10 protein-coding genes are annotated in these 17292 nt (G+C 73.7%); 4 read left to right on the top strand and 6 right to left on the bottom strand.

The features are described 5' to 3' along the window. Positions 1-21: 21 nt before the first annotated feature. The gene (locus RI578_RS05475; RefSeq protein ID WP_310870001.1) at positions 22-5073 is read left to right on the top strand and encodes a DNA-binding protein; all 5052 of its coding nucleotides are present in this window, start codon (positions 22-24) and stop codon (positions 5071-5073) included. Between the two features lie 99 nt (positions 5074-5172). On the opposite strand, the gene RI578_RS05470 is transcribed toward RI578_RS05475, so the two are convergent. Together RI578_RS05470 and RI578_RS05465 are read right to left on the bottom strand one after the other, a co-directional pair. Beyond that, positions 5173-5640 carry a hypothetical protein gene (locus RI578_RS05470; RefSeq protein ID WP_310870000.1) on the bottom strand — a complete coding sequence of 156 codons (468 nt, stop codon included), beginning with the start codon at positions 5638-5640 and terminating at the stop codon, positions 5173-5175. 67 nt (positions 5641-5707) lie between these two features. After that, positions 5708-7003, bottom strand: a complete 1296-nt coding sequence (locus RI578_RS05465; protein ID WP_310869999.1) for an MFS transporter — start codon at positions 7001-7003, stop codon at positions 5708-5710. A 172-nt stretch (positions 7004-7175) separates the two neighbouring features. On the opposite strand from RI578_RS05465, the gene RI578_RS05460 reads away from it, so the two are divergent. Further along, positions 7176-9236 carry a phosphocholine-specific phospholipase C gene (locus tag RI578_RS05460; protein ID WP_310869998.1) on the top strand — a complete coding sequence of 687 codons (2061 nt, stop codon included), beginning with the start codon at positions 7176-7178 and terminating at the stop codon, positions 9234-9236. A 48-nt stretch (positions 9237-9284) separates the two neighbouring features. On the opposite strand, the gene RI578_RS05455 is transcribed toward RI578_RS05460, so the two are convergent. Both RI578_RS05455 and RI578_RS05450 read right to left on the bottom strand, forming a co-directional pair. After that, a complete protein-coding gene (locus tag RI578_RS05455; protein ID WP_310869997.1) occupies positions 9285-10382 on the bottom strand; it encodes a hypothetical protein in 1098 nt (365 codons plus the stop codon). Beyond that, the gene (locus RI578_RS05450) at positions 10379-11194 is read right to left on the bottom strand and encodes a phosphatase PAP2 family protein (protein WP_310869996.1); all 816 of its coding nucleotides are present in this window, start codon (positions 11192-11194) and stop codon (positions 10379-10381) included. Before RI578_RS05450 ends, RI578_RS05455 begins: the two co-directional genes overlap by 4 nt. 237 nt (positions 11195-11431) lie before the next feature. Here RI578_RS05450 and RI578_RS05445 point away from each other — a divergent pair, with 237 nt between their 5' ends. Further along, complete coding sequence (locus RI578_RS05445; RefSeq protein ID WP_310869995.1) at positions 11432-12046, top strand: TetR/AcrR family transcriptional regulator; 615 nt, start codon at positions 11432-11434, stop codon at positions 12044-12046. A 145-nt stretch (positions 12047-12191) separates the two neighbouring features. Here the strand turns inward: RI578_RS05445 and RI578_RS05440 are convergent, their stop codons facing one another. Next, positions 12192-13202 (bottom strand): DUF2510 domain-containing protein, encoded by a 1011-nt coding sequence (locus tag RI578_RS05440; protein WP_310869994.1) that lies wholly within the window; start codon positions 13200-13202, stop codon positions 12192-12194. Between the two features lie 265 nt (positions 13203-13467). On the opposite strand from RI578_RS05440, the gene RI578_RS05435 reads away from it, so the two are divergent. Further along, complete coding sequence (locus RI578_RS05435; RefSeq protein WP_310869993.1) at positions 13468-16146, top strand: AAA family ATPase; 2679 nt, start codon at positions 13468-13470, stop codon at positions 16144-16146. 12 nt (positions 16147-16158) lie between these two features. Here the strand turns inward: RI578_RS05435 and pcaD are convergent, their stop codons facing one another. Next, entirely contained in the window at positions 16159-17292 is a 1134-nt protein-coding gene (gene pcaD, locus RI578_RS05430) for a 3-oxoadipate enol-lactonase (RefSeq protein ID WP_310869992.1), read from the bottom strand.

Here is a 17292-nt window from a genome sequence, read left to right as displayed (position 1 = left end):
ACCCACGGAAGGCACGTGAGCATGAGCGACGGCACGACACGGGACGCGGCGACGGCGGCGGAGGTGGAGGAGCTGTTGCGCGCCGGTGCGGTACTGCCGCCGGGCACCACCGGCGGAGGCGACCGGGCCGTGCCCGTGTACGCCCGGGCCTACCGGCATCCGGGACTGGACGGCCGGACCGTGGTGCGCCTGATCGCCGAGGACGGGACCGGCGACCCGGACACGGGCTTCCTCGGACTCGAACCCGACGGCGAGCCGGTGGAGGTCGGTGTCGGACAACACCGGGCCATGGGCTTCCCCGAATGGGTGCTGGTCCGTCATCCCTCGGACGGACACCTGGCGATGTCCCTGGTCGATGAGATGAACAAGGTCGCGCGGACGGTGAGATCCCGGGCGAAGAAGGCCCGCGCCACCTACGAGTCGATCGGCGAACGGCTCGCGGGCTCCGTACCGCACTTCCTGCCGACCTTCTACGAGCAGGCCGGCCGGGTGTTCCTGGCCGCCGACCAGACGGCCTACGCGTCCCAGATGTTCATCAACGCGCGCAAGGCCGAGACGGCACACGCGCTGCCGTTCGACGAGGCGCGCATGGACGCGGTGTTCCTCGAGTTCGCCCTGGCCGGCGCGGTGCCGACGAAGATCCTCTCCAGTTACGCCAAGGGGCTGTCGTCCCGCGTACCGGCCGCGACGGCCTTCCGGCACCTGTGCGGGCTCTTCGTCCGGCTCGCCGCGCACGGCGTGCCGCCGTCGAGCCCGGGCGCGGCCGACCTGCGCCGGCTGGCGAAGGCGGTCGCGGGCAAGAACGCGCTCGCCGAGGAGATGGCACACCTCCGCGAGATGCTGCCGCTGCCCGGCACGGCCAAGGCCCCGCCCGGCTGGTGGAAGGCCCACCGGACCGCCCTGCTGGAACTGGCCCGGCGTGAGCCCGCCGCCCGCGGCACGCTGCTGGGGCTGCTGCCGGCGGAGTGGGAGCGGGACGAACTGCCCCAGTGGCTGGCCCTGCTGGAGGACGCCGGGGCGGCTGCCGGGCTGTGCGACGCCACGCTGCCCGCCGAGGCCCGTTCCCCCGACGGGACGGTCGGATGGACGCGCAGGTTCCTCGCGCTGTGCGGGACCGACGGACACCAGGCCGCGCCGCCGGAACTGTATCCGCTGGTCGACCGCATGGCCGACGCGCTGCGTGCCGAGCTTTGGGCCCAGGGGGACACCCTCCAGCCCCCGGTCGGCGACGTGAACCTGCTCGACCAGCTGCTGTCCCTGGACATACCGGTGGCGGAACCCGGCGACGACCAGAGGCTCGCCCTGAGCACGTGGGCGGCCCGCGAGTACCGGCGGGATCTCCTCGCGCTGGAGGCCGACGCGCGTTTCCGTCCGGCGTTCCGGCGCGGCTGTCCCGAGGGGAAGTGGGGCAACAGCGAGGAGACCGTCGTCAACCTGGCCGGGTCCCCAGGCGGGCGGACGATGCTCGCACCCTGGGTGGCGGAGGTCGGCCGGAGGTACCTCACCCGCGAACTGGCCGAACTCTCCGGCTACTCCGGCGCTCTGCGCACGCTGTCCTGGCTGCCGGGGGAGGCGCTGGCCGTCGCCGCCGACGAAGTGCGGGAGGCCCTGGCCACCGGCGTCGCACCCGCGCTGGCCAGCACCCTGCGCACCGGCGTCCTCGACGAGCTGGGCTGGCCCGCCTGGGAGGAAGCCCTGCGGTCCGACGCCTCGCGGGAGAAGAACCGTGGCATCAGGGTCATCGACGGCTGGCCGTACCTCATCGTCATGGCCGGTGGAGAGGCCCGGGTGATCGGGGCGGAGGGCACGGTTCTCGCCTGTGTGCCGAGCCTCCCGGACCCTTCGGACCTGTTCGGGTCGTTCACCTGCCAGTACGTGGACGGCGGGCTGCTCGTCTGGTGGCGACTGTCCTCCACGGCCGGCTCCACCCTCACCTGGCAGGGGTACTGGCACGACACCACCGACTCGCCACGCATGGCGGTCGAGGGTGACGTCCACGCCTGGTGGCCCTGCGAGGTGGACGGGAGCGGAGGAGTCAACGGCGGTATGGCACCCGCCTCCCTTCCCCTTCCCGGAGGCGGCCGGACCACCGGTCACGGGGTGCTGCGCCGAGGGGACGCCTTCGTACCGCAAACGCGGCAGGTGATCAGTGACGGCACCTCGTACTGGGTGGTGGCCAGGGCGGACGGGGAGGACGGGAAGTACACCTGGCGCGCGTACGACCCGGTCGGCGACACGCTGGGCGAACCCGGAGCACCGCAGTGGATCGACGAGGCGCTGCGCACCGCTCCGGAGGGAAGCACTCTGAGGAGCGCCTGGCTGCTGCCCGCCCCCTCCGCCGTACCGGGCCCGATGTGCGCCCCGGTGGACGGAGTGCTCGGCTGGCGCGTGGTGACCCTCCCCGACGGTTCGCGGCGGGGCGAGGACCTGGCCGGACGCTCGGTCGTCGTGCCACCCGAAGTGGACGGGGACCTGCAGCACGCGCTGGTGTTCCCCGGCGCCGACCGGCCGGTGACCGTGATCCACACGTCGCGCACGGTGAGGCTCGTCGACACCAAGGGCGCGCTGCTCGCCGAGACCGGGACAGGCTACAAGGCCGGACCCTTCAACGCCGGTACGGCACTGCTTCCGCACCTGCGCTACTGGCACCTCCTCCAGCCGCGCGACCCGCAGGGGTCCGCCGCGCTCCGCAAGGTGGGCGAGGACACCGCCAAGGCGCTCCTGATGGGAGCCGTGGCGGCGCTGGACGCCGAGAAGGACGGCGAGCGGGGCGAGGAGGGGGTGGAGACGGACGACCGGGACATGGTGGGCGGCCTGGTCCGGACACTCCTGCCCGAGATCGGCCACGAGGCGCTGCGCGCGGGCGTCGCCGGGGTGGTGAGGTTCGCCGCCGAGCAGCAGCGCGTCCTGGACGAGGCGCTGACCCGGCTCGACTCCGCGATCGCCGGGGTCGAGCCGCAGGAGCCACGGCCCAGGACCGGAGACAAGCTGCTCGAGGCGGCGGTGAACGGTGTCGGCCTGACCGGCCGGGGCTGGCGCCCCCATTACTGGGCCAGTGAGCACCACCTCCATAACCTGCCGCACCTGCTGGGCCGGTCGATGCGGGGCCCGGCCGAGCCGGTTCCCCCGGGCCGGACCCACCTCGAACTGGCCAGGCAGGAGTCGCTGAGGAAGATCGACGCCCTGGCTCTGCCCGAGCTGCCCGCGATACTGGCCCTGCGGGCCTGTTCGGTGCCCACCGTGGAGGAGCACCGGCAGCCCCTGGACGCGTTCCTCGCGGAATTCGACGCGCAGCAACTCACGGAGCTGGACCCCGGCCACTGGCGCCGCGTCCGGCTGCGGCTGGACCAGAGCCTGTTCGAGGGGCCCGACGCCGTGCGGGGCAACACGGACGAGACGGTGCTGGACCTCGACGGCGGCGCGTTCCTGCTCTTTCCCCACCGAGCCTTCGACTACCTGCGTGAATGGGACTCCGAGGACGACACCGCGGGCCGGTGCTACGGAGCGGTCTTCCACGATCCGTCCGGCCGGTTCGAGGTGCCCGCGCCGTACACTCCGGTCGCCGTGGGGGAGTTCGTGCCGAAGCCGACCCGAGCGCCCGGCTGGGCGGCGGCGTTCCGCGCCGAGCTGGCCGAGCGCGGCCCGGCACCCTGGTTCCCGGCGGCCGCCGAGGAGTTCGCGCGGCTCACCGGCGTCACCCCGACCATGGCCCGGCTGCTGGTCGCCGGCCTGCCCATGATCGACGACAAGCGCGAGCCGGTGCCCTCCGCGACGCTCAAGACGATCGGAGTGAAGTCGGCCGACGCGCGCGTGGCCAAGGACGAACTGCGCTCCCTCGACGCGGGCGCCCGGCAGGCCGTCGTGGCGGCGCTGCTCCCCGCCGAGCCGACACGGCTGTGGACCGACGGCCCCGACGCCGCCCGCGCGGCCGAGGTCTGGAACGAGCGGCTGGGCCGGCGCACGCCCATCTCCGAGGACGTGCTCCACGAAGCGGCCCGTACCGTGGTCTCCCCGGGATGGGCTCCGCCCGGAGCACTGCACGGCTTCGTCGACATGACCACCGAACCCCGCCTGACACAGGACCTGACCTGGAAGTTCGGCAGCTACTATCTCGAATCCGCCGAGCGGACGCCCGGCTTCGACAACGACGTCCTCAAGGGCTCCGTGGCCCTGGCCGCGTGGCTCGCCCACCGGCTCCCGTCCGGCGACCCGGTCCGCGCCACCCTGCCCGTCGTACTGAGCGCGCTGCGCGACCGGCTGGCCCACCCCGGCCTGCTGATCGCCCTCGACCGGCGCACCGACTGGGAGGCGTTCCGGCGGGCCGCCGGAGATCCCACGGAGACCGGCGAGGACTTCGTGCGCTACGGCGCGGTCGTGCTGGGCACCGAAGGGTCCAGGCCCGTCCCCGCCATCCGGCCCGCGCTGCTGGACGCGGCCGGCGACGACCCCCACCTGACGGCGCTGTTCACGGGGGAACGACCGAACGCCCAGGAGACGGCACTGAGCATGGTCCATGACCGGCCCTTCGCCGAGCTGCTCGCCGACCCCGGCAACCCGGTGGCGGGCGAGCGCGACGAGGACGGCCTGTGGTGGCCGCAGGACCCCGCCCGGTCCGTGCCCGACCTGGTCGGTGAGGTCGCCGAGCGGCACGGCATCGGTGAGGACGCCGCCGTCCTCTACCTGATGCTGCTGGCCATGCCGGATCCGACCGACCGCAACACCGCGCGCTGGACCGGATGGGGCAGGCGACGCGGTGGCACGGCCCGGCTCCGCGCCGCCCGCGCCGAACTCGCGGCCACCGACCTCGTGGTCGAAGGCAACCGCTCCAAGGCCGGACGTTCGCTGTTCCTGCCCGGCGGCTGGACCCAGCTCACCAATCCGCACCTGCCGCTGGAGCGGTGGAAGCTGCCGATGTACGACCTGCTCGACGGTGAGAGCCCCGTCCTGGGCGTCGTGGTGCCCACCCGGCCCGTCGCCGGTCTGTACCGCGACGCCTGGCAGCGGACCCAGGACGGGGACGGGCCGCGGCTGGAGGAACTGGAAGTGCCGCGACCGCGCAAGCGCCGCCGCTGAGTGCCGCCACCGGCGGGGACGGTCGCCGGGTGCGGCCGTCCCCGCCGAACCACTCACCTGGTCCCGTGACCGTATGACCGCAAGACAGGAGGCGGCCGCTCAGATGGCCGCGCCGGCAGCCCGCACCCGGCCGTACCTGATCGGCGTACGGCACCACAGTCCCGCGCTCGCCGTGGCTGCCGTATCTCTCGGATCCGCGCACCGCCGCACCGGTGGCAGCACCGGGTCGCGGCGGTGATCGGCGCGTTCCACGCGCCAGGCTTGGCCGGCGACGAGGACGCCCCGGACCCGACGGCGGCTGCCCCCGCTCCGGCTACCCGGCGGCGGGTTCGCGGCATGGTCGAGCTGTCGGTCGCCGGAGGACGCCGGGCCGTCGCCGAACCCGCACGCGAGAACGACCGCCACGGGCACGAGGCCGCGCTGCGCCGCGGCGGATTCGCCACCGGCGCGGCACTGGTCGCCGCGCTCGGCGAGGTGGCCGCGCACCGGACCCGCGACGTCTTCGGCCGCCTCCGCCCGGACGATCAGGACCACTGCACGGCCCAGTGGCTCGCCACGGCCGTCCATCTCGCCGGCACGGAAGCGGCACTCACCCGCCCTACCTGGCGCGGACGAGCCCGACCCGCACAGGGCGTCAGCGCTCCAGCTCCTTGTGTGCCGTCTCCGGCAGCCGCAGGTACACGAGCGAGGACAGCAGGCACAGGACGGCGACGTACCAGGGGAAGAGCCCGGCGTGGCCCAGGTCCTTGAACAGCGTGCCCACGTACGGCGCCGTGCCGCCGAACAGTGCGACCGTCAGCGAGTAGGGGAAGCCGATGCCGGCCGCCCGTACCCGGGGCGGGAAGATCTCGGCGTTGACGGCGGCGCTGATCGAGGTGAAGCCGGTCAGCAGGATCATGCCGGCGCACTGCACGAGCAGCAGCACGGCGAACGAGTCGCGCAGGGAGTGCAGCAGGGGCACGCTCAGCAGGGCGAACCCCACGCCGAAGAACAGCAGCAGCGGACGGCGGCCGAAGCGGTCGGAGAGCAGCCCGCCGAGCGGCTGGAGGAGTGCGAAGAAGGCGAGCGAGATGGTGCCCGCGAGCAGCGCGTCCGCCTTGTCCAGCCCGGTGTTGAGCTCGGCGTAGGTCGGCAGGTACGACGTCCAGGTGTAGTAGGCGATGGTGCCGCCCGCCGTGATGCCGCAGATCAGCAGGGACTCGCGCGGATGGCGGCGCAGCGCCTCGAACAGGCCGGGGCGCGGGGCCTTCTGCTGCTCGGCGCTGCGGGTCTCCTGGGCGCCCTGCCGGATCCAGAAGCCGACCAGGCTGAGGACGGCGCCGAGGACGAACGGCACCCGCCACCCCCAGCCGTTCATCCGCTCCTCGCTCAACGTGTTCACGAGCAGGGCCGCGACGCCGGACGCCACGAGCTGCCCCGCCGTCGTCGACACGTACTGGAAGCTGGAGAAGAGGCCGCGTCGGCCCGGCCCCGCCGACTCCACCAGGAAGGTCGTCGACGCCGCGAACTCGCCGCCCACCGACAGCCCTTGGAGCAGCCGGGCCACGACCAGGACCACCGGGGCGAGCACACCGGCCGCCGCGTACGTCGGGGTCAGGCCGACCAGCAGGCTGCTGCCGCCCATCAGCAGGATGGTGACCGTCAGCGCGGCGCGCCGCCCCCGCCGGTCGGCGATCGCGCCCATCAGCAGCCCGCCGACCGGCCGCATGAAGAAGCCCACCGCGAACACCGCGAACGTCGACAGCAGCGGCACCAGCGAGTTGTCCGCGCTCTCGGGGAAGACCTGGTCCGCGATGTAGGTGGCCAGGAACGTGTAGGCGTACCAGTCGTACCACTCCACGGCGTTGCCCACCGAGGCGGCGAGGAGCTGGCGTACGGGCCGTCGGGTCGGGGGTGCTTCCGTGTGCATGCCTGTCATGATCGCGACCATCCCCGGGCGGCGGGCCCGGCACACCTCACGTACCGGTGACTTTCACACCAGCGCCACCTGACCCTTCCCTGACGTTTGCTGCTCCTGGAACACTCCTTTCGCGCGCATTCCGTCATCATCCGGCACCGTCCGGCCGGGTGAGTCCCCCCAAGGCGAGAGGCTCTTACACCCCATGGCCGAAGTGAACCGGCGCCGATTCCTCCAACTCGCGGGCGCCACCACGGCGTTCAGCGCACTCTCGGCGAGCATCGAGCGGGCCGCCGCGCTCCCGGCGAATCACCGCTCGGGTTCCATCGAGGACGTCGAGCACATCGTCGTCCTGATGCAGGAGAACCGTTCGTTCGACCACTACTTCGGCAGGCTGCGCGGCGTGCGCGGCTTCGGCGACCCGCACCCGGTCTCCCTGGACGGCGGCAAGTCGGTCTGGCACCAGGCCAAGAGCGACGGCACCGAGGTGCTGCCCTTCCACCCCGTGGCCGACGACCTCGGCATGCAGTTCCTGGAGGGGCTGCCGCACGGCTGGTCCGACGGGCAGGACGCCTACCACAACGGCAAGTACGACCGCTGGCTGCCCGCCAAGGGCACCACCACCATGGCGTACCTGACCCGTGACGACATCCCCTTCCACTACGCGCTCGCCGACACCTTCACCGTCTGCGACGCCTACCACTGCTCCTTCATCGGCTCCACCGACCCCAACCGCTACTACATGTGGTCGGGTCACACGGGCAACGACGGCACGGGCGGCGGCCCGGTCCTCGGCAACGACGAACTCGGCTACGACTGGACGACGTACCCCGAGCGGCTGGAGGAGGCCGGGATCTCCTGGAAGATCTACCAGGACATCGGCGACGGCCTGGACGCGGCCGGCCACTGGGGCTGGATCGACGACGCCTACCGCGGCAACTACGGCGACAACTCCCTGCTGTACTTCAACAAGTACCGGAACGCCGAGCCCGGCGACCCCCTGTACGACAAGGCCCGCACCGGTACCGACGCGAAGAACGGTGACGGGTACTTCGACCGGCTCCGCGCCGACGTCAAGGCCGGGAGGCTGCCGAAGATCTCCTGGATAGCCGCCCCGGAGGCCTTCTCCGAGCACTCCAACTGGCCGTCCAACTACGGTGCCTGGTACATCTCCCAGGTTCTGGACGCGCTCACCTCCAACCCGGCCGTGTGGGCGAGGACCGCCCTGTTCATCACGTACGACGAGAACGACGGCTTCTTCGACCACCTGGTGCCGCCGCTGCCGCCGAAGTCCGCCGCGCGGGGCCGGTCCACCGTGGACGTCTCCCTCGACGTCTTCGAGGGGAGCAAGACCCACCGCGAGGGCTTCTACGGGCTCGGCCCGCGCGTGCCGATGCTGGTCGTATCGCCCTGGAGCAAGGGCGGCTTCGTCTGCTCCGAGACCTTCGACCACACCTCCGTCATCCGGTTCATGGAGCGCCGCTTCGGCGTGCGCGAGCCGGGCATCTCGCCGTGGCGGCGCGCGATCTGCGGCGACCTGACCGCCGCCTTCGACTTCTCCCGCACGGACAGCCGCCCGGCCGAGCTGCCGGACACCGACGCCTACGAGCCGCCGGACCGCGAACGCCACCCGGACTACCGCCCGACGCCGCCCGCCGACCCGGACATGCCCCGGCAGGAACGCGGTCTGCGCCCCGCCCGCCCGCTGCGGTACGCCCCGCACGTGGACGGCGCCGTGGACGCGGCGGCCGGGAAGTTCACGCTGACCTTCGCCTCCGGCGCCAAGGCCGGTGCCGCCTTCCTCGTCACCTCCGGCAACCGCACCGACGGCCCCTGGACCTACACCACCGAGGCCGGCAAGACCATCGCGGACACCTGGAACTCGGCGTACTCGGACGGCTCCTACGACCTGACCGTGCACGGACCCAACGGCTTCCTGCGCGTCTTCCGGGGCCCCAACAGGACCGCCGGGCCCGAGGTAACCGCGCGGCACACCGGCGACGACGTCCGGCTGACCCTCACCAACACGGGGTCCGGCACGGTCCGGCTCCGGATCGCCAACGCAGACGCCTACGGCGGCGGCGCCAGGACCGTCACCGTGCGCCCCGGCGCCACCGTCCACCACACCGTCGGCCTCGCGCGCAGCCGCCGCTGGTACGACGTGACGGTCACCTCCGAGGCCGACCCGGCGTTCCTGCGGCGCCTGGCCGGACACGTGGAGAACGGGCGGCCGGGGGTGAGCGACCCGGCGATGATCACGGACTGACGGCGCGGCCGGACAGGCCTACAGCCGCGTGAGGTGCCCCGGCCCCGGCTACCGGGGCACCAGCACGGGTCCGACCTGCCCAGGGGCGGCCGCCTCCAGGGCCGCGGCTTGCGGGGCCGCGGCTTGCGGGGCCACTTGCCTCGGGGCGGCGGCCGCCCTCGGGGCCGCCGCTTCCGAGCCCGCCGTTCCCGCGCCTACCGCTTCCGGGCCCACGGCTTCCGGGCCCACGGCCCCCGCGCTCACCGCTTCCCTGCCCGTCGGAGCCGCCGGTGCCGACGCCGACGCCGACGCCGGCGCGGCGGCCGTCGCCCCGGCCTCGTCGGAACGCCCGGGCGTCGCCCGGCTCAGCTGGACCACGCCCCAGGCGGCCAGTCCCGCACCGGTCAGCGCGAGCAGCACGCCGCCCGCGCCGCCCCGCAGCCGCTCACCGAGCAGGGACAGCCCGATCACCGCGGCGGCCACCGGATTGGCCAGCGTCACCACCGCCAGCGGGGCGCCGAGACCACCCCGGTACGCCGTCTGCGACAGCAGAAGTCCGCCCGCCGCGAAGGCCGCCACCAGCACCGCCACGCCGATCACCTGGGCGCTGAGCAACGAGCCCGAGTGGTCCGTGACGGCGACCGTGACGGTCTGGGTGAGCGCCGAGGCGACCCCGGAGGCGACGCCGGACGCCGTCGCGTGCCGCAGCCCCGGCCGGGTACCGGGCCGGGACAGCACACCGATCAGCGCCGCCGTCGCGCCGGAGACGGCCAGCGCCTCGGGCACGCTCAGCACGTCGTCGGGCGCGGGGCCGGACGCGGTGAGCAGCAGCGCGCCGAGCCCGAGCAGCGTCAGCCCGATGCCCCGCCACTCGACCGCGCTGACCCGCCGGCCCGCCAGCCGCGCCCCCAGGGGCACCGCCGCGACCAGGGTGAGCGCGCCGAGCGGCTGGACCACGGTGAGGGGTCCGTACTTGAGGGCCACGACGTGCAGCAGCGCGGCCGAGGCGTTGAGCGCGACCGACCACCACCAGGCCCCGCGGGCCAGCATCCGCAGCGCGCCCGTGCCGGCGCTGCGGGAGGCCAGCCGTTCCTGGGCGACGGCCGCGGCGGCGTAGGCGCAGGCGGAGACCAGCGACAGCAGGACGGCGATCAGGGCGGCGCTCATCGCCCCGCCCCCACCAGGTCACGCTGCTCCGCCGTCCGGCGCCGGACCTCGGGCCGGCGGTGTGTCACGGTGCACCGCGGCCGGTGCGGCAGGCGGACCACCGCGAGGGCGAGGCCGAGCATGGCCGCCGCCACGATCACGTCGAGCCAGTAGTGGTTCGCGGTGCCCACGATCACCAGCAGCGTGAGCAGCGGATGCAGCAGCCAGAGCCACCGAAGGCGCGACCGCGTCGCGACGATCAGCCCGACCGCCACCATCAGGGCCCAGCCGAAGTGCAGCGAGGGCATCGCCGCGAACTGGTTCGACAACTGATCGGTGCTCGGCGGGCCGTACACCGAGGGGCCGTAGACCCGGGCCGTGTCGATCAGACCGGTGGCGGCCAGCATGCGCGGCGGGGCGAGCGGAAAGAGGAGGTGCACTGCCAGCGCGGCGCCGGTCACCGCGGCCAGCACCCGGCGGGCCCGGACGTAGTGCCCCGGCCGCCGCAGATAGAGCCAGATCAGGAAGGCCGCGGTGGCCGGGAAGTGGACGGTCGCGTAGTAGGTGTTCGCCGCGTGTATCAGGGTGTCGCCGTGCAGGAGCAGGGACTGCACCGTGCCCTCGTCGGGCAGTCGCAGCGTGCGCTCCCAGGCCCACACGTGGTGGGCGTTGCGGAAGGCCTCGGCGGTGTGGCCCGTCGCGAGCTGCCGGCCGAACTTGTACGCGAGGAAGAGCCCTGCCACGAGCAGCAGCTCACGGACGAGCGGTGGGCGTGCGACCGGGCGCGCGGGCTCGTCCGGCCGCGCTTGTGCAGGCTCGCTGCGGGCATTCATCCCCCGGCCCCTTCACTGACGGTGGTGCGTGTGGTTCACAGGTATGTGGCTCACACGTGCGTGGCTCACAGGTACGGGGCGTGTGACGGTTCTCATCGATACGACCCCGTTCCGATACGCCAGTGTACCGATACGCTGGTGTACCGGTACACTGACGTATCGATAGACATACGACACACTGGAGTACGGGCCGCTCGAGAGCCCTACCGCCACCCGGAACCGTGAGGAGCACCGCCGATGACGTCGCAGGCCGCGGACCGACCGGAACCGGCCGGACCCTCGCGCCGCTCCAAGATCACGCCCGAGCGTGAGCAGGAGTTCTTCGACGCCGTGCTCGAACAGATCCGGACCTGCGGCTACGACGCCGTCACCATGGACGGCATCGCCGCCAGCACCCGGTGCAGCAAGTCCACGCTGTACCGGCAGTGGAAGACCAAGCCCCAGTTCGTGGCCGCCGCACTGCGCTCCAACCGCCGGGTGCGCTTCACCGACATCGACACCGGGTCGCTCGCCGAGGACCTGCGCCAGGCGGCGCGGGCCGCGGGCGAGGGGGCGGGCAAGGACACGGGACTGCTCCAGGCGCTCGGCCACGCGGTCATGGAGGACCCGGAACTCAAGGGCGCGCTGCGCGAGGCGCTCGTCGAGCCGGAGATCGCCGCGCTGAGGGACATCCTCGCGCGCGGCGTCGCACGGGGCGAGGTCCCCGCCGGCCACCCGGCGCTGGAGTACGTGCCGGCCCAGCTGTTCGGCATGCTGCGGATGCGGCCCGTCGTCGAGGGCGAGCAGGCCGACGCGGAGTACCTCGTCGGGTTCGTGGAGGCCGTCGTGCTGCCGGCGCTCGGCCTCCCCTGAGACTCAGGTCGCCGTCCATGGGATGACTGGACGGTGGCCTGCCCGCGCCGCACCGTGGGGACGGGGGCGGCGCGCACCCCCGGCCGGGTGGGACGCCTTCTGAGCGGAAGGGCGCCCCACCCGGCCGACTGCTGTCCGGGGCCGGTCAGACGTCCTGACCGCTGCCGCCCCCGCCGCTGGAGTCCACCTCGATGCCCTTGGTGATCTCGTCGATCACCGCCTGCTTCTCCCCGACGTCGACGCCGAAGCGGACGACGGCGATGCGCTCGGGGTCGGCGGGGGAGGGGAAGGCGAGCGACTCGACGTAGCCGTCGGCGCCCTTGCTGGTGACCGCCTTCCAGCGGACCAGGTAGCCCTTCTGCCCGGCGACCGTGACCGCCTTGGACGCCAGCTCCTCGTGCGAGGTGATCGCGCCGTAGGACTCGCCGCCGTAGGACTCCTCGGCGTTGGCCTCGATGTCGGCCTTGGCGACCTCCTCCGCGGTACCGCCCTTGGTGCCCAGCACCACCGCGGGAGCCGAGTAGGCGCCGCCCTTGGTGCAGGTCTTGGAGGTGTCGCCGGGGCACTCGTAGCTGTCGTCCGACGTCACCGTCGCGCCGACCTGCAACTGCTGCCCGGACCAGCCGTCCGGAATGGGCAGGCTGATCCCGCTGACGGGGTCCGTCACCGACCCGCTGCCGATCGTGGGCGGTTCGGACCCGTCCGGGGAGTCGGGCGAGGGCGACTCCCCGCCCTCCCCGCCCTCGCCGCCGCCCGAGTCGCCGAAGGGGTCCTCTCGGCCGCCGGGGCCGCGCCGGTCCTGCTGCGAGGGCCCCGCGCTGTCGCCGCCCGAGCCGCCGTCGGCCAGCACGTACACGCCGACCCCGATGCCCGCCAGCACGGCCACGGCGGCCGCGACGGCTATGCCGGTACGCAGCCGGCGCCGCCGCGCGGACGGCGCCTGCACGGGAAGTCCCGGATAGCCCGGGTGCACGGGGTACGGGCCGGGCGCGGTGTCGTGCGCCGGCGGCTGCGCAGGAGGCGCCCACGCGGCGGCCGGACCCGTGGAACGGACCTGGTCCGTCCACGCCTTGCCGTCCCACCAGCGCTCGGTGGCGGGACCGTCATTCTTCTGTCCGGGGTCCGGGTACCACCCGGGAGGAGTCTCCTGCGTCATGTGCCCACCGTAAGAGGCGTCGGTGAAAGCGGGATGAGAGGCCCGGGTCCGGCATGCCGGGACCGCCCGCCGCCCCGCCGCCGCTCACGACGGGTTGACGGTCGCCGAACGGCGCCTTGGCTGATGACGGGGCCGGCGCGTCGTCCGCGCTTTACCGCATGTCACCCATCACGGCAACTGCTGCCCCGACACCCCGTCACTTGCGCGATCGGGCGGTTAGGCTCAAGGTCTGTACGTCATTCGGGCGACTCGGGGAGGTAGCGGGATGACGGAGGTAGGGCGAACGGCCGCCGCCTCGGCCGCCCTTTGGGAGCGCGACGAGGAAGTCGCCACCATCAAGGGGGCGGTCGACAACCTGTGCGCGGACCGCTCGTCCTCCGGGGCCCTGCTGGAGGCGCGGGGCGAGGCCGGACTGGGCAAGACCGCGCTGCTCGCCGAGACCCGCCGCCTCGCCGAGGCCCGGGGCTGCACCGTCTGGTCCGCGCGCGGCGGCGAGACACTCAGGTCCGTCCCCTTCAACGTCGTACGCCAACTGCTCCAGCCCGCACTCGTGTCCATGCTCCCGGAGGAGGCGCGCGAGTACCTCGGCGACTGGTACGAGATCGCGGGCCCCGCCCTCGGCATAGCGGACCCGGGCGAGCGGCAGGCCGACCCGCAGGGCGTGTGCGACGGCCTGGTCGCCGCCGTACGCCGGCTGGCCCGCCGGGAGTGGCCGCTGGTCCTGCTGATCGACGACGCCCACTGGGCCGACCAGGAGACCCTGCGCTGGCTCGCCGCGCTCGCCGAACGGCTCGACGAGACCTCGGTGCTGATCGTGATCGCCCGCCGCCCCGGTGACGTCAGCGGCGACAGCGCCCGCCACCTGGACGCGGCCTCCGCCGCGGGCCGGCCCCTCGCCCCGCTGAACGCCCTCACCCCCGAAGCGACGGCCGGCCTCACCCGCGCCACGCTGGGCGGCCACGCCGACGCCGCGTTCTGCCGCGAGGTGTGGGCCGTCACCGGCGGCAACCCGTACGAGACCGTCGAACTCCTCGCCAAGGTCCAGGACAGCGAACTGGAACCGGTCGAGTCGCAGGCCGCCGAACTGCGCGACCTGAACCGCTCGGCCCGGGGCGGCGGCCTCGTCGCCCGCCTGGAGCAACTCGGCGTCGACTCCACCCGGTTCGCCTGGGCGGCCGCCATCCTCGGCGGCGGCATCACCGTCGACATGGTGGCCCGGCTCGCCACCCTCGACCGCGGCGACGCCGCCCGCTGCGCCGAGTTGCTGTGCAGCGCCCGCATCCTCTCCGCGCCCGACCCCGCCGCCGGGCAGACCGCCGCGGGCGACCTGGAGTTCGTCCACCCGCTGATCGCCACCGCCGTCTACAACTCCATCCCCGACGCGCTGCGCACGGCGATGCACGGCATAGCGGCCCAGCTGGTCACCGACTCCGGACTCGGCGCCGCGGCCGCCTCCCGCCATCTGCTCCAGGTGTATCCCGACGACGACCAGGAAGTCGTCGAGCAGCTGCGCGAAGCAGCCCGCGAGCACCTCGCCGTCGGCGCCCCCGACGCGGCCCGCCGCTGCCTCGAACGCGCCCTCGAGGAACCGCCGTTGCCCGACACCCACGCGCGGGTGCTCTACGAACTGGGCTGTGCCACGCTCCTCACCGCGCCCGCCACGACCATCGGCCACCTGCGCACCGCCCTCGCCATGCCCGGCCTGGACGGCGAGCAGCGCGTCAACGCCGTCTTCCGGCTCTCCGAGGCCCTGCTCCACAACGACCAGCTGGAGGAGGCCGTCCGCACCGTCCGGGCGGAGGCCGCCCGCAACCCGGACCCGTCCGTGCGGCTTCGGCTGCAGGCCGTCCAGTACATGTGGGAGGGCATCCACCCCGGCGAGACCTCCTCGCCCGGCCGGTCCGAGCGGCTCGCCGAACTCGCCGGCACCTGCACCGGCCGCGACAACGCGGAACGTGCCCTGCTCATCCTGCGCGGCTTCGACGCCATGACGCGGGGCGAGAACGCCGAAGAGGTCGTCGAGCTGTGCGACCGGGCGCTCGTCAACGGCCGCCTCGCCTCCGGGCTCGGCTGGACCGACACCGAGTGGGGCCTCGAACTGCCGATGATGCTGGCCAACTCCTATGCCTACACCGACCGGCTCGACCGCGCCGAGGCACTCTTCACCGAGGCCCTGAGCACCTACGAGACCGCCGGCTGGAGCGGCGGCCACCTCGCCCTCGCGCACGCCTACGTCGGTCTCGGCCACCGCAGGCGGGGCCGGCTGAGGGAGGCCGAGAAGTCCCTGCGCGAATCGCTGCGCATCGCTGAACGGGTCGGCCGCGGCCTGCCGCTGTACTGGTCCGCCACCTGCAACCTGATCGACACGCTGCTCGCCCGCGGCCACGTCGAGGAGGCCAGGTCCGTCGCCGACCGCTACGGCTTCGACCCGCCGTACCCGTCCACGATCGTGCTGCCCGACCCCCGCCCAGTGCGGGCCAGGCTGCTGCTCGCGACCGGCCGCACCAAGGAGTGCGTCAACGAACTGGAGACGGCCGAGAAGGCGGCGGCCGCCCGCGGCAGGCACAATCCGGTGGTGCATCCATGGGCGACCGAGCTGGCGCGGGCCCTTGCCACGGAGGATCCGGGCCGCGCCGCCCGGCTCGTCACCGACGCCCGCCGCCAGGCCGAGCGCTTCGGCACGGACACCGCCATAGGGGAGGCACTGCGGTGCGCCGCCGCGCTGGAGACCGGGCAGCGCGCGGTCCGGCTCGCCGCGCAGGCCGTCGCCTATCTGGAGGCCTCACCCTGCCAGTACGAGCACGCCGCCGCCCGCGTGGAGTACGGCATCGCGGCCCGCTCGGAGGCCGAGCTGAACCGGGGCCTGGCGCTGGCGGACTCGTGCGGTGCGGACGGACTGGTGGCGCGGGCCCGGGAGGCACTGGCCGCGGGACAGGTGGGCTGAGGCCGGCCGAGCTCAGCGGGTGGTGCCGTCCTCCTCGGCGCTGCGGTCCTCCTCGGCCAGCACCCGCTGGGCCGCCGCGAACGCCGAGTTCGCCGCCGGCACCCCGCAGTACACCGCCGTCTGCAGCAGCACCGCGCCGATCTCGTCCGGTGTCAGCCCGTTGCGCCGCGCCGCCCGCACGTGCATGGCCAGCTCCTCGTAGTGGCCGTGCGCGACCAGCGCCGTCAGTGTGATCATGCTGCGTTCGCGGCGCGAGAGGGTCTCGTCCGTCCAGATCTCACCCCAGGCATAGCGCGAGATGAAGTCCTGGAAGCGGGCGGTGAACGGGCTCTGCCGCCCCTGCGCCCGGTCCACGTGGGCGTCCCCGAGCACCTCGCGCCGCACCGCCATGCCCCGCCTCGCACCGCCGTCGAAGTGCGCCCGCAGCGCCGTCAGCACCGCCTCGGGCCGCTCCGCCGGCGCCAGGTGCGAGGCCCCCGGCAGCTCGGTCAGCGTCGCGCCCGGCACCGCGTCGGCGATCTCCCGCAGATGCGCGGGCGGCGTCGCCGGGTCCTGACGGCCCGCGATCAGCAGCGTCGGCGCGGAGATCTCGCCGAGCCGGTCCCGCAGGTCGAACGCGGCCAGCGCGTCACAGCAGGCCGCGTACGCCCCCGGGTCGGCGTCCCGATGGTCCTGGACCAGCCTCGGCACGGTGAACCCCGGCGTGAACCACCGGCCGTCCGCCCCGTCCGCGAGCTTCGCCAGCCCTTCCGCGCGCACCGTCGCCGCCCGCTCCTCCCACGCCTTCGCACCGTTGAAGTGCGCCGACGAACAGAGGACGGCCAGCGACGACACCCGCTCGGGATGGTGCACGGCCAGGTGCAGACCCACCGCGCCGCCCAGCGACACCCCGGCGTAGGCGAACCGTTCCACCCCGAGCGAGTCGGCGAGCGCGAGCACCAGGCCGGCGAGGTCGCCGACGGTGGCGCCCGGCCCGATCAGCTCCGCCGCCGAACCTCCGTGCCCCGGCAGGTCCCAGCGGATCACCCTGTGCCCGATGGACAGCTCGGGCGCCACCTTGTCCCACAGCGCGTACGAGGTGCCCAGCGAGGGCCCGAGCAGCAGCGGGGGAGCGGAGGCGGGGCCTTCGGTCAGGTGGTCGAGCAT

This window comes from Streptomyces sp. BB1-1-1 (genome assembly GCF_031597775.1).
GTDB lineage: Bacteria > Actinomycetota > Actinomycetes > Streptomycetales > Streptomycetaceae > Streptomyces > Streptomyces thinghirensis.
The sequence above is the reverse complement of the archived record's forward strand: the minus strand, read 5'-3'. Positions and strand labels throughout refer to the sequence as shown.